11 protein-coding genes are annotated in these 13,403 nt (G+C 77.7%); 10 read left to right on the top strand and 1 reads right to left on the bottom strand.

Annotated elements, in window-relative coordinates:
- Positions 1-99: 99 nt before the first annotated feature.
- Positions 100-741 (bottom strand): TetR/AcrR family transcriptional regulator, encoded by a 642-nt coding sequence (locus BMZ33_RS05100; RefSeq protein WP_091108486.1) that lies wholly within the window; start codon positions 739-741, stop codon positions 100-102.
- A 70-nt stretch (positions 742-811) separates the two neighbouring features.
- On the opposite strand from BMZ33_RS05100, the gene BMZ33_RS05095 reads away from it, so the two are divergent.
- The 10 genes from BMZ33_RS05095 to BMZ33_RS05050 all read left to right on the top strand — a co-directional run bounded on the left by BMZ33_RS05095 (position 812) and on the right by BMZ33_RS05050 (position 13,395).
- Positions 812-1,897 (top strand): alpha/beta fold hydrolase, encoded by a 1,086-nt coding sequence (locus BMZ33_RS05095; protein WP_169063913.1) that lies wholly within the window; start codon positions 812-814, stop codon positions 1,895-1,897.
- Positions 1,898-2,315: 418 nt separating this feature from the next.
- A complete protein-coding gene (locus BMZ33_RS05090; protein ID WP_169063912.1) occupies positions 2,316-3,116 on the top strand; it encodes a DUF3152 domain-containing protein in 801 nt (266 codons plus the stop codon).
- A 124-nt stretch (positions 3,117-3,240) separates the two neighbouring features.
- Positions 3,241-4,401, top strand: coding sequence for an adenylyltransferase/sulfurtransferase MoeZ (moeZ, locus tag BMZ33_RS05085; RefSeq protein ID WP_091108485.1), 1,161 nt, complete (start codon positions 3,241-3,243; stop codon positions 4,399-4,401).
- A 159-nt stretch (positions 4,402-4,560) separates the two neighbouring features.
- Complete coding sequence (locus BMZ33_RS05080; RefSeq protein WP_169063911.1) at positions 4,561-4,797, top strand: type II toxin-antitoxin system Phd/YefM family antitoxin; 237 nt, start codon at positions 4,561-4,563, stop codon at positions 4,795-4,797.
- Complete coding sequence (locus tag BMZ33_RS05075) at positions 4,794-5,210, top strand: type II toxin-antitoxin system VapC family toxin (protein WP_091108484.1); 417 nt, start codon at positions 4,794-4,796, stop codon at positions 5,208-5,210. Before BMZ33_RS05080 ends, BMZ33_RS05075 begins: the two co-directional genes overlap by 4 nt.
- A 79-nt stretch (positions 5,211-5,289) precedes the next feature.
- The gene (locus BMZ33_RS05070) at positions 5,290-5,871 is read left to right on the top strand and encodes a TIGR03086 family metal-binding protein (RefSeq protein ID WP_091108483.1); all 582 of its coding nucleotides are present in this window, start codon (positions 5,290-5,292) and stop codon (positions 5,869-5,871) included.
- The gene (locus BMZ33_RS05065; RefSeq protein WP_169063910.1) at positions 5,864-6,175 is read left to right on the top strand and encodes an MGMT family protein; all 312 of its coding nucleotides are present in this window, start codon (positions 5,864-5,866) and stop codon (positions 6,173-6,175) included. The genes BMZ33_RS05070 and BMZ33_RS05065 overlap by 8 nt, the downstream gene beginning before the upstream one ends.
- Before the next feature lie 60 nt (positions 6,176-6,235).
- Positions 6,236-6,763, top strand: a complete 528-nt coding sequence (locus BMZ33_RS05060; protein WP_091108482.1) for a dihydrofolate reductase family protein — start codon at positions 6,236-6,238, stop codon at positions 6,761-6,763.
- 54 nt (positions 6,764-6,817) lie between these two features.
- On the top strand, positions 6,818-10,006 hold the full coding sequence (locus BMZ33_RS05055) for an ATP-dependent helicase (protein WP_091108481.1): 3,189 nt from the start codon (positions 6,818-6,820) through the stop codon (positions 10,004-10,006).
- Complete coding sequence (locus BMZ33_RS05050) at positions 10,003-13,395, top strand: ATP-dependent helicase (RefSeq protein WP_091108479.1); 3,393 nt, start codon at positions 10,003-10,005, stop codon at positions 13,393-13,395. The genes BMZ33_RS05055 and BMZ33_RS05050 overlap by 4 nt, the downstream gene beginning before the upstream one ends.
- The last annotated feature ends 8 nt before the right edge of the window (positions 13,396-13,403 follow it).

Here is a 13,403-nt window from a genome sequence, read left to right as displayed (position 1 = left end):
TCTGGGATGCCTCCTCGGGTTGCACGGCTGCCGACCACGCTAGTCCAGCGCCGGGCGGGCGGCCCCGCCGTGGCGGTGCGCCGACAGCGAACGCGCCGCTCAGCCCCCGACCGGCTCGCCCTCGACCCGCGGGAAGCGGGAGATGCCCCGCCAGGCCAGCGACGACATCAGCGACACCGCCTCGTCGCGCGACACGGTGCCCTTCTGCGCCAGCCACCAGCGGGCGCTGGTCTCGGCCAGCCCGGTCATCCCGGAGGCCAGCAGGTGCGCCTGCTCCGGGGAGCTGCCGGTGTCGCCGGCGATGACCTCGGCGATGGCCTCGACGCAGGCGCGGTTGCCGCGGTCGACCAGCGCCCGCACGTCGTCGTCGTTGCGCAGGTCGGACTCGAAGACCAGCCGGAAGGCCCCGCCCTCGGCGTCGATGAAGTCGAAGTAGGCGCCCACCGCGCCGTGCACCCGCGTCCGGTTGTCCTCGGTGCCGGCCATCGCGTCGCGCACCCGGTCGGTCAGCTCGGTGACCTGCTGCTCGAGCAGCGCCAGGTACAGCTCCCGCTTGCCGGGGAAGTGCTGGTAGAGCACGGGCTTGCTGACGCCGGCGCGGTCGGCGATGTCGTCCATCGCGGCGGCGTGGAACCCCTGCGCGACGAAGACCTCCTGCGCGGCCTGCAGCAGCTGGAGGCGCCGGGCGCCCCGGGGCAGCCGCGAGGTGCGGCGGACGGGGACGGGGCGGGAGGACTGCATGGCGCGGGGGATGTTACCGGCGGGTTCCCCCCGCGCACGCGGGGCTCCGCGCTGGCATACCGTCGCCGTCGTGCCCGAGGCCGCCCGCGCGCGCACGCGCCGAGTCCCGGCGCCCCCGACCGTCGCGCCGTCGTCCACCGCCCGCCTCTCGTCGGTGCCCCTGCCGGCGACCGACCCCCCGCCGCCGCCCTGGCCGGGTGAGCAGGTCCCGGTCAGCGGCGGCACGGTGCTCGTGCGCAGCACCCCGTGGGCCGGCCGGCCCGGTGCGCCGCGGGAGCGGGCGCTGTACGTGCACGGCCTCGGCGGTGCCTCGACCAACTGGACCGACCTCGCCGCGCTGCTGGCGGTGCGCTGCGAGGGCTGGGCGGTGGACCTGCCCGGCTTCGGGCGCTCCTCGCCGCCGCCGAGCGGCTCCTACTCCGTCCGCGGGCACGTGCGCGCGGTCGTCGACGTGCTCGAGCACGTGCGCGCGCAGCCCGGGGAGGCCGAGGGGCGCCCAGTGCACCTGCTGGGCAACAGCCTGGGCGGGCTGGTCACGCTGCTGGTCGCCGCACGGCGGCCCGACCTCGTGGCCTCGCTGACGCTGGTCTCGCCGGCCATGCCGGTCTACCGCGTGCCCCAGGCCTTCGGCCGCGCGCTGCTGCTGGTCCTGCTGCCGGGCGTCCCGTCGCTGGCCGAGCGGCGGCTGGCCGGGGTCGGTCCGGAGCAGTCGGTGCGCGGGATGCTGCAGATGTGCTTCGGCGACCCCGCGCGGGTCCCGCCCGAGCGCATCGACGCCGCGGTCGAGGAGACCCGCGAGCGGGCCGCGCAGGCCTGGGCCAACCGGGCGGTGGTGCGCAGCATGCGCGGCCTGATCACCTCCTACCTGCGGGTGGGCCGGGCCAACGCCTGGCGGCTGGCCCGGCTGCTGCGGGTGCCGACGCTGGTGGTGTGGGGCGACCGCGACCGCCTGGTCGACCCCCGGCTGGCCCCGCGCCTGGCGACGACGGTCCCCGGCGCCCGGCTCCTGGTCCTCGGGGGCGTCGGCCACGTGGCGATGCTCGAGGCCCCGGAGCCGGTTGCGCGCGCGGTGCTCGGCCTGCTGGAGGACGCGGGGACCGACGGCGCCGGGACCGACGTCGGGACGGGCGCCGGCACCGGGCGCGCAGCGGGCTGACGCGACGCGCGCGGCGGGTCGGTGAGTCGCCGCGGCGACCGTGAGAACCTGACCCCGGACGCGCAGTGAGGGCCCGGGGCTGCGCGACGCGGCCGGACCCGAGCCCGGCCACCCCACCCGGCGAGGAGGCGCACCCGTGGCAGCTCTCCCGCCCAGGGGCGACCGGGGTCCGGAGCCGGTGCGCGGCCTGCCCCGCGTGCCGCCGCCCCTGCCGCCACCCCCGCTGCCACCGCACCCGTCACGGCGCGCCCCGCGGGCCGCGCCCGGTCCCGCCACCGGTCCGGGCCGGCCGTCGCCGGCGACCGGGCGGCACCGGCCGGCCGGGCCGCTGGTGGCCCGCAGGGACCCCCTCGCCGACGCCCCGCGCCGTCCGGCGACCGGCCCGCACCCGCTGCCACGGCACCGTCCCGTCGGGCGGGTGCGCCGGTTCGTCGCCCGCCACGGCTGGCGGGCCTACGCCATCCCGCTGCTCGCCGTGGCCACCGTGCTGGCGCTCGTCGACGTGCTGGCCACCGGCCGGGGCGGGCAGCCGGCGTCGGCCTCGGGCGTGGCCGCGAGCGAGGCGGCGGACACCCCGTCGGCCGCCGTCGAGCCGCCGGCGAGCAGCCCGGCCGCGTCCCCGACCGCGCCGGCCGAGGGCGACGCCGGCCCCACCGACCTGCCCCCGGCCACGGCCGCCGCGACCTACGCCGAGCAGGGCGCCGGGACCGTGTCGGTGGTCCCCGGCAGCTCGGCCGTGCACGGCACCGGCCCGCTGCAGCGCTTCGTCGTGGAGGTGGAGGACGGCATCGGCGTCGACGGCGCCGAGTTCGCCGCCGCGGTCGAGGCGACCCTCGGCGACCCGCGCTCGTGGGGCAACGGCGGGCGGATGTCCTTCCAGCGGGTGGACACCACCGAGGCCGGCGGGTACGAGTTCCGGGTCAGCCTGGTCAGCCCCGGCAGCATGGAGCGCTACTGCCCGGGCGTGGGCACCGGCGGCTACACCTCCTGCCGGTACGGCGAGCGCGCCGTCATCAACCTGGCCCGCTGGGCCACCGCCGTCCCGCACTACGACGGCGACGTCGCCACCTACCGCCAGTACGTCGTCAACCACGAGGTCGGGCACGCGCTCGGCAACGGCCACGAGGGCTGCCCGGGACCGGGGCAGCTCGCCCCGGTCATGCAGCAGCAGACGCTGGGCCTCGACGGCTGCACGAGGAACGCCTGGCCCTTCCCCTGACACGGTCCGCCCGGTGACCCCGCAGGGACCTCGGCCGCCGGGGAACAGTGCGGCCTGGGACGCTGTTACCCGCACGAACGTCGGCCCCCGCGCGGGCCGCTGGTCGCGAACCGAGGAGTCAAGCGTGTCCCTGCCACCCCTGGTGGAGCCCGCCGCCGACCTGTCCATCGACGAGGTCCGCCGCTACAGCCGCCACCTGATCATCCCGGACGTCGGGATGGACGGGCAGAAGCGGCTGAAGAACGCCAAGGTGCTCGCCGTCGGCGCCGGTGGCCTCGGCTCGCCGGTGCTGATGTACCTGGCCGCCGCAGGCGTCGGCACGCTGGGCATCGTCGAGTTCGACACCGTCGACGAGTCGAACCTGCAGCGGCAGATCATCCACGGGCAGTCCGACGTCGGCCGGTCCAAGGCCGAGAGCGCGCGGGACTCCGTCAAGGAGATCAACCCGCTGATCGACGTCCGGCTGCACGAGACGCGGCTGGACAGCGACAACGTGCTCGACGTCTTCCGCGAGTACGACCTGATCGTCGACGGCACCGACAACTTCGCCACGCGCTACCTGGTCAACGACGCGTGCGTGCTGCTCGGCAAGCCCTACGTGTGGGGCTCGATCTACCGCTTCGACGGCCAGGTGTCGGTCTTCTGGAACGAGCACGGGCCCAACTACCGCGACCTCTACCCGGTGCCCCCGCCGCCGGGGATGGTGCCCTCCTGCGCCGAGGGCGGCGTCCTGGGCGTGCTGTGCGCGACCATCGGCGCCATCCAGGCCACCGAGGCGGTCAAGCTGATCACCGGCATCGGCGAGACGCTGCTCGGCCGGCTGATGGTCTACGACGCCCTGGAGATGACCTTCCGCACGATCAAGGTGCGCAAGGACCCCGAGGGCGAGCCGATCACCGGGCTCATCGACTACGAGGCCTTCTGCGGCGTCGTGTCGGCCGAGGCCCAGGAGGCGGCCGCGGGCTCGACGATCACCGTCGACGAGCTCAAGGACATGATCGACGCCGGCAAGGACTTCGAGCTCATCGACGTCCGCGAGCCCAACGAGTACGAGATCGTGTCCATCCCCGGCGCGAAGCTGGTCCCCAAGGACGAGATCCTCTCCGGCCGCGCGCTGGCCTCGCTGCCGCAGGACAAGCCGATCGTGCTGCACTGCAAGACCGGCGTCCGCTCGGCCGAGGCGCTGGCCGCGGTCAAGAACGCCGGCTTCAAGGACGCCGTGCACGTCCAGGGCGGCGTGACGGCGTGGGCGACCCGCATCGACAAGACCCTGCCCACCTACTGAGAGGACCTCGTCCCTCCCCACGACACGCTCCGCGCGCCGCGGGGCCCTGGGACGAGGCCGTTCGAGTCCCTCGCCAGGGCCCGGCACCCGACCACGGGTGCCGGGCCCTCGGCGTCCCCTCGGCCGGTCCTGTTGTCTCACCGGTGATACGGTGAGGGCGTGTCCGAGGCGACGGTGCGGGAGCTGCGCAACAGCGGCGGCAAGGTGCTGGACCGGGTGGTGGCCGGTGAGCACGTGACCATCACGCGGGACGGGACGCCGGTGGCGCGCCTGACACCGCTGCCCGGTGCCCGGCTGAGCGCCTCGACCCTGGTCGAGCGCTTCCGCCGGTTGCCGCCGGTCGATCCCGAACGGCTGCGCCGGGACGTCGACGCCGTGGTGGACCAGTCGCTGTGACCGCACACCCGACGGGTGTCCTGGACACGAACCTGGTCGTCCTGCTGGAGCGGCTGCGGCCCGACGACCTGCCCGCGGAGCCGGTGATCACCGCGGTCACCCTCGCCGAGCTGTCCGTCGGCCCGCTCGTGACCGACGACCCCGCGGAGCGGGCCGCCCGGCAGGTCCGGCTGCAGGAGGTGGAGGCGGCCTTCGACCCGCTGCCGTTCGACGCGGCGTCCGCACGGGCCTTCGGTCGTGTCGCCGCGGAGCTGCGCCGTTCCGGCCGCCAGGTGCGGGCCCGGGCGTTCGACGCCGTGATCGCCGCGATCGCGGTCGCCAACGACCTGCCGGTGTACACCTCGAACCCCCGGGACTTCGCGGGCATCGAGGCGCTCACGGTGGTGTCCGTCCCGCATCCCGGGGCGGGGTGAGCGAGCGCCTCCTGTCGTTCCGGGGGCCCGGCACCCGACTGCGGGTGCCGGGCTCTCGGCGGCTGTGTTGACTGGACCCGTGCCGACCCCCGCCACCGAGCTGCTCGAGCTCTACCAGCGTGCCCAGGCCGCCTTCACCGACCGCGTCGACGCCGTCGAGCCCGGTCAGTGGGACCTCGAGGCGCTGCCCGGGTGGACCGTCGCCGACCTGGTCGCCCACCTCGTCGGCGAGGCGCACTGGGTGCCCGGCCTGATGGCCGGCGACCCGGTCGACGACGTCGCCGCGCAGGTGCCCGCCGGTACGGACGCGCTGCTCGCCCCGGACCCGCTGACCGCGTGGGAGGCCGTGGCCGACGAGGCGCTGGCCGCCGTCGCCGGCGCCGACCTCGACGGCGGCACGGTGCACCTGACCCGCGGCCCGACGCCGGCGCGCGAGTACGTCGAGGAGCTCACCGCCGACCTGACCGTGCACTCCTGGGACCTCGCCCGCGCCACCGGCGGCGACGAGCAGCTCGACCCGGCGCTGGTCCGCGCCGCCGGGGCGCTCGCCGACCGGCTCCCCGGCGACGGCGTCCCGGGTCTGTTCGACCCGCCGCTCGAGGTGCCCGACGGCGCCTCCCCGCAGGACCGCCTGCTGGCCCGCTTCGGCCGCCGTGCGTGAACCCGTCGACCGGGCCCCGGCGGACCCGGCCGACGTCGACGAGGCGGTGTTCGACGTCGTCGAGTCGATCCCGCCGGGGCGGGTGAGCACCTACGGCGCGGTCGGCCGGCTGGTCGGCGTCGGGCCGCGGCGGGTGGCGCGGGCGCTGTCCTCCGGAGGGGCGGCCGTGCCCTGGCACCGGGTGCTGCGCGCCGACGGCACCTGCGCCGAGCCGGTGCGGGTGCGGCAGCTGGCGCTGCTGGCCGCCGAGGGCGTGCCGGTGCGCGGCGGCCGGGTCGACCTCGCCGCCGTCGGCTGGCCCTGAGCCGATGAGTCCGGCGTGCCGCGGCGGTCCGCCCCTCCGACGACCGGACCGGGAGGAACCGTGGCCACCCTGCTCTACTCCGCGACCGCGTCGCTGGACGGCTTCATCGCCGGCCCGGGCGGCGACATGTCCTGGCTCACCCCGCACCTGGGGACGCCGAACCCCACGGCCGACCGGCTGGTGAGCCGGGTGACGGCGGTGCTGGTCGGCGCCCGGACCTTCGGCGGCGACGACCCCAACCGGGGCACCGACCGCGAGGGCGCCTTCGGCGGGCAGTGGTCGGGACCGGTCGTCGTCCTCACCCACCGGCCGGCGGCGGAGGCCCCCGAGGGCGTCACCTTCGCCGGCGACCTGCACCGGGCGGTGGACCTGGCGCGGGAGGCCGCCGGGGACGGCGTGGTCGACGTGCTGGGTGCCGACGTGGCCCGGCAGCTGGTCGAGGCCCGGCTGCTGGACGAGGTGCTGCTCTTCTTCGCGCCGGTCCTGCTCGGCGACGGCGTCCGGGTGCTCGACGTCCCCGGGGGGACGCAGGTGCTGCTCGACCGGCTCCCCGGTGAGACCGAGCACTGGTACCGCGTGCGGTACTGAGCCGGCCCGACGGCGCTGCGCCGCGATGTCGGTGCGCCGTGGTGTCATCGAGGGGTGGCACTGCGGGGGGACGAGGCGGCGCCGGTCTACCGGCTCGTGCAGCCGGCGCCGGCGCCGGCGCGGTCACCGCTGCTGGACCCCACGCAGCAGGCCGTCGTCGACCACCCCGGCGGCCCGCTGCTGGTCCTGGCCGGCCCCGGCACCGGCAAGACGACGACGATCGTCGAGGCCGTCGCCGCGCGCATCGACCGCGGTGCCGACCCCGAGCAGCTGCTCGTCCTGACCTTCAGCCGCCGGGCGGCCGCGGAGCTGCGCACCCGCATCACCGCGCGGGTGGCCCGCACCATCCGCGAGCCCCTGGCCCGCACCTTCCACTCCTACGCCTACGGCGTGCTGCGGCGGGCGGCGCTGCTGCGCGGCGAGGCCCCGCCCCGCCTGCTGACCGCCGCCGAGCAGGACGCCCTGGTCGCCGAGCTGCTGCGCGGTGACCTCGCCGGGGAGGGTGCGGTGCGCTGGCCGGCGTCGCTGCTGCCCGCACTGGGCACCGCCGGGTTCCGCGGCGAGCTGCGCGACCTGCTGCTGCGCGCCACCGAGCGCGGCGTCGACCCCGAGCTGCTGGCCGCCTGGGGCCGCGAGACCGGCACCGAGGCCTGGGCGCACGTGGCGGCGTTCCTGGAGCAGTACGAGGCGGTCACCGCCTTCAGCACGGCCGGCGGTGGCGACGCCTCGGGCTACGACCCCGCCGAGCTGGTCCGCGCCGCGATCGCCGAGCTGGCGGACGACCCGGAGCTGCTGCGCCACGAGCGCGAGCGGGCCCGCTGGCTGTTCGTCGACGAGTACCAGGACACCGACCCCGCGCAGGTGGAGCTGCTGGAGCTGCTCGCCGGCGGCGGCGGCGACCTGGTCGTCGTCGGCGACCCCGACCAGGCGGTCTACGCCTTCCGCGGGGCCGAGCCGCGCGGGATCGTCGAGTTCCCCGAGCGGTTCCGCACCGTCGACGGCCGGCCCGCGCGGCGGCTGTCGCTCGGGGTGTGCCGCCGGTCGGGGCCCGGGCTGCTCGCGGTCAGCCGCCGGGTGGCCGAGGCGCTGCCCGGGCCCTGGGAGCACCGGCGGCTGCAGGCCGTGGCCGGTGCCGAGGAGGGCGGTGCGGAGGTGCACGTCCTCGGCTCGGCCAGCGTCGAGGCCGCCTACGTCGCCGACGTGCTGCGCCGCGCCCACCTGGTCGACGGCGTCCCGTGGTCGCGGATGGCCGTGGTGGTGCGAGCCGCGCTGGCGATCGCCCCGCTGCGCCGCGCGCTGACCTCGGCCGGGGTCCCCGTCGAGGTGTCCGCCGACGACGTCCCGCTGGCCGCCCAGCCGGCGGTCGCGCCGTTGCTCGCCGCGCTCACCGCGCTGCTGCCGCACCCGGGCACCGAGCCCGGGGCACTGACCCTCGACGAGCCCGGCGCGGAGGCGCTGCTCGCCTCGCCGCTGGGCGGGGCCACCGTCCTCGACCTGCGCCGGCTCCGCCGTGCGGTGCGCATCGCCCAGGCCGAGCGCGGCGTCGACGCCGACGAGCGGGGCGCACCCCTGGCCACGGCGCTGGCCGACGAGCCGCTGCTCGAGGCGCTGCCCGAGCCGGTGGCCCGGCCGGCCCGGCGGGTGGCCGCCGTGCTTGCCGCCGGACGGGTCGCCCTCGCCCGCGACGGGTCGGCCGAGGACGTGCTGTGGGCGATGTGGCAGCGCAGCGGCCTGGCCGCCCGCTGGGCCCGCGCCAGTGCCGTGGGCGGGGCCGCCGGGGCCGTGGCCGACCGCGACCTCGACGCCGTCGTCGCGCTGTTCGACGCCGCCGCCGGGTTCGTCGACCGGCTGCCGTCGGCCACCGTCGGTGCCTTCGTCGGGCACCTGTCGGCGCAGGAGCTGCCCGGGCTCTCCGGTGCGGTCCGCGACGGCGCCCCCGAGGCGGTGCGGCTGCTCACCGCGCACGCGTCCAAGGGCCTGGAGTGGGACGTGGTGTGCGTGGCCGGCGTGCAGGAGGGGATCTGGCCCGACCTGCGCGACCGCGGCACCCTGCTGGGCACCGAGCTGCTGGTCGAGCGGGTCGCCGGCATCGACGGCACCGTGGTCGACCGGCGCGCGCAGCTGCTGGCCGAGGAGCGGCGGCTGTTCTACGTCGCCTGCACCCGGGCCCGCCGGTGGCTGGTGGTCACCGCGGTCGAGGGCGCGCTCGACGGTCCCGACGCCGGGGCCACCGCCTCGCGCTTCCTCGACCTCGTCGTCCCGCCGCCCGACGACGGCCGGCCGCTGACCCCGCTGCCGCGCTCGCTGCGGCTGCCCGCGCTCGTCGCCGACCTGCGCCGGGCGGTCAGCGACCCGCAGACCGAGCCGGCCCGCCGCTCGGCCGCCGCCGCCGTGCTGCGCCGGCTGGCCGACGAGGGCGTCCCCGGCGCCGCGCCCACGGACTGGTGGGGGCTGGCCCCGCTGTCCGACGACGCCCCGCTCGTGCCGGAGACCGACCCGGTGCGGGTGCGTCCCTCGGCGATCGAGACCTTCCAGCGCTGCCCGCTGCGCTGGGTGCTCGGCGCGGTCGGCGCGGAGGCCGCGCCCGACGCCACCCGCACGGTCGGCACCGCGGTGCACGCCGTGGCCCAGCAGGTGGCCGAGGGGCTGCCGCCGGCGCAGGCCCCCGCCGCGCTCGCCGCCGAGCTCGACGCGCTCGACCTGGGGCCGGGCTGGGCCGACCAGCGGCAGCGGGTGGCCGCCCGCGACATGCTCGACCGGTTCCTGGGCTGGCACGCGGCCAACCGCCGCGAGCTGGTGGCCGCCGAGGCCGACTTCGACGTCACCGTGGGCCGCGCCCGCATCCGCGGCCAGGTCGACCGGCTCGAGCGCGACGGTCAGGGCCGGCTGGTCGTCGTCGACCTCAAGACCGGGCGCACGCACGCCAAGGACGTCGAGACCCACGGGCAGCTGGCCGCCTACCAGGTGGCCGTGGCCGCCGGCGCCTTCGGCGAGCACGGCAGCGAGCCCGGCGGCGCGGCGCTGCTGCAGGTCGGCACCGGGTCGAAGGCCAAGGAGCAGGCGCAGGAGCCGCTGCCCGAGGGGCTGCCGGCGGGGGAGACCTGGGCCGGCGAGCTGGTCGCCGACGTCGGCGAGGGCATGGGCGCGGCCACCTTCGAGGTGCGCAGCGGCAGCCACTGCCAGCGCTGCCCGGCCCGGCGCAGCTGCCCGCTCAGCGAGCGCGGCCGGCAGGTCACCGCGTGAGCAGACGGACACCGGCGCCGCCGGAGGAGCAGCTGTCCTTCGACGACGACGCGCTGTTCGGGTCGGCGCCCGTGCCGGAGCGGCCGCGCCGGCTGCTCACCCCGGCCGAGGTCGCCGAGCGCTGCGGGCTCACCTACGCGCCCTCCGGCGAGCAGGCCGGGGTGGTGTCCGCGCCCGCCGACCGGCCGCTCGTCGTCGTCGCCGGCGCCGGCTCGGGGAAGACCGAGACGATGGCGGCCCGCGTCTGCTGGCTGGTCGCCAACGAGCTGGTGGCCCCCGACGCGATCCTCGGGCTGACCTTCACCCGCAAGGCCGCCAGCGAGCTCAACGAGCGCATCCGGATCCGGCTCGCCGCGCTGGCCCGCCACCCGGAGACCGACGCGCAGCTGCGCGAGCGGCTGGCCGTGGCGGTGCCCACGGTGTCGACCTACCACGGGTACGCCGCGTCCTTGGTCAGCGAGCACGGCCTGCGCATCGGCGTCGAGCCCGGTGCCGGGGTGCTCGGCCCCGCGATGTGCTGGGGGCAGGCGGCGGCGGTCGTGTCGGGCTGGACCGGCGACATGGACGACGTCCCGCTCACCCCGCTGACCACCGTCGAGGACGTCCTCGCGCTGGCCGGCGAGCTCGGCGAGCACGACATCGCCCCGGAGCGGCTGCGCGAGTGGACCGCGCAGCTGCAGGCGCGGATCGCCGGATACCCCGACGCCCCGCGCAAGCGCGGCCCGTACGCGCCCGTGCTGGAGATGCTGGCCCGGCAGCGCGCCCGGGTGGCGCTGCTGCCGCTGGTGGCGGCGTTCGAGGCGCGCAAGCGGGCCGCCGGGGCCATCGACCACTCCGACCAGGTGGCGCTGGCCGCGCGGGTCGCCGTCACCGCGCCCGAGGTCGGCCGCCGCGAGCGCGCCCGCTGGCAGGTTGTGCTGCTCGACGAGTACCAGGACACCAGCGTCGGGCAGCTGCGCATGCTCGAGGCGCTGTTCGGCCGCACCAGCGGGCACGCGGTGCTCGCCGTCGGCGACCCGCGCCAGTCGATCTACGGCTGGCGCGGCGCGTCGGCGGGCACCATCGAGCGCTTCGCCCGCACCTTCCCCGGCGTCCGCGGCCGCGAGTCCCGGCGGCTGACGCTCGCCACGAGCTGGCGCAACGACGCGGCGGTGCTCCAGGTGGCCAACGCCGTCGCCGGGCTGCTGCCGGCACCCGACGTGCCGCTGCCCGACCTGACGCCCGCGCCGACCGCCGGGGGCGGGCTGGTCACCGCCGGCCTGTACACCACGGTGGCCGAGGAGACCGAGGCGCTGGCCGACCGGCTGGCCGCCTGCTGGCGCGGCGAGGACCCCGCGCTGCCGCCGCGGCCCGACGGGCGCCCGCCCACGACCGCGGTGCTGGTGCGCACCCGCCGCCAGCTGCCCGGCATCGCCGCGGCCCTGCGCGCCCGGGGGCTGCCGGTCACCGTCGTCGGGCTGGGCGGGCTGCTGGAGGTGCCCGAGGTCTCCGACGTCGTCGCCACGCTCACCGTGCTGGTCGACCCCTCGGCCGGCGACGCGATGGGCCGGCTGCTCACCGGGGCGCGGTGGCGGATCGGCCCCCGCGACCTCGCCGCCCTGGAATCGCGCGCCCGGACGCTGGTGCGCTCGCGCAGGCCCGCCCGCGAGGACGACGACGACCCGGCGGCCCGCCCGTCCGAGCGCGGCAGTCTCGTCGAGGCGCTCGACGACCTCGGCGACCCGTCGGCCTACTCCGCCGTGGCGTACCGCAGGCTGCGGCGGCTGGCCGGGGAGCTGGCGCAGCTGCGCGGCCGGCTGGGCGACGCGCTGCCCGACCTGGTCGACGAGGTGGCCCGCACCCTGGGGCTGGAGACCGAGCTGGCCAGCGCACCGGGGGTCAGCCCGGGTGCGGCGCGGGCGCACCTCGACGCGCTGCACGCCGTCGCCGCGGAGTTCACCGAGCTGGCCGAGCTGCCCTCGCTGCCGGCGTTCCTCGGCTACCTGCGCGACGCCGAGGAGCGCGAGCGCGGCCTGGAGCCCGGGGAGGTCGCGGTCGACCCGGAGTCGATCCAGCTGCTCACCGGTCACTCGGCCAAGGGCCTGGAGTGGGACGTCGTCGCCGTGCCCGGCATGACCGCCGACCAGTTCCCGGCCCGCACCGACACCGCCGACTCGTGGGTGAGGGACCCGGGCGCGGTGCCGGTCGACCTGCGCACCACCGACCGCGACGAGCTGCCGCAGCTGCGCCTGCCGGTGCCCGGCTCGGGCGACCAGGCGGCGGTGCGGGCGGCGCTGGAGGACTACGTCGAGGAGTGGAAGGGCTTCGGCGAGAGCGAGGAGATCCGGCTGGGCTATGTCGCGGTCACCCGCGCCAAGCACCTGCTGGTCTGCTCGGGCAGCTGGTGGCGGGAGGGCGTGCGGCCCAACGGGCCGTCGGTGCTGCTCGACACGGTCCGCCGGGCGTGCGGCGCCGGTGCCGGCGTCGTCGTCGCCTGGGCCGAACGGCCGGAGGAGGGCGCCACCAACCCGGCGCTGGAGGAGTGGCCGGTGGGGGTGTGGCCGGCCGACCCGCTGTCCGCGCCGCGCCGCCGCGCGCTCACCGCCGCCGCGGAGCTGGTGGCCGGGTCCGCAGCGCACCCGCTCGACCCCGACGCCGCGCTCGGCACCGCGGACCCGGTGGTCGAGCAGTGGGTCCGCGACGCCGACCTGCTGCTGCGCGAGCGCCGGCGCGCCGCCCGGCCGTCCGTGGAGGTGCCGCTGCCCAGCCACCTGTCCGTCTCGGAGCTGGTGGCGCTGCGCCGCGACCCGGCCGGGCTGGCCCGCCGGCTGCGGCGGCCGATGCCGTCGGCGCCCGCGCCGCTGGCCCGCCGCGGCACCGCGTTCCACGCCTGGATCGAGGAGCGCTTCGGCGCCGCCCGCCTGCTCGACCTCGACGAGCTGCCCGGCTCCGGCGACGCGGGCGCGGCGCCCGACGGCGCGCTGGCGGCCCTGCAGGAGGCGTTCCTGGCCAGCGGCTGGGCCGACCGGCAGCCGGTCGAGGTCGAGGTGCCCTTCGAGACGCCGCTGGGCCCGCTGACGCTGCGCGGCCGCATCGACGCCGTCTTCGGCGACGGCGAGGGCGGCTTCGAGGTGGTCGACTGGAAGACCGGCCCGCCGCCGTCGGGTGCCGAGCTGGCCTCCGCCGCGGTGCAGCTGGCCGCCTACCGGCTGGGCTGGTCGCGGCTGGCCGGTGTCCCGGTCGAGCGGGTGAGCGCGGGTTTCCACCACGTCGCCGCCGGCGTCACCGTCCGCCCGGTCGACCTGCTCGACGAGGCCGGCCTGCTGGCGCTGGTGACGGGGGAGGACCTGCCGGCGGAACCCCCGGACGACGACCTGCCCCCGCCACCCGAGGACGACGGACTCGGTTGACGCGCCGG

Origin of the sequence: Geodermatophilus dictyosporus, from assembly GCF_900115505.1 — a bacterium.
Classification (GTDB): Bacteria; Actinomycetota; Actinomycetes; order Mycobacteriales; family Geodermatophilaceae; genus Geodermatophilus; species Geodermatophilus dictyosporus.
This window is presented reverse-complemented; position numbering and strand designations above follow the sequence as displayed.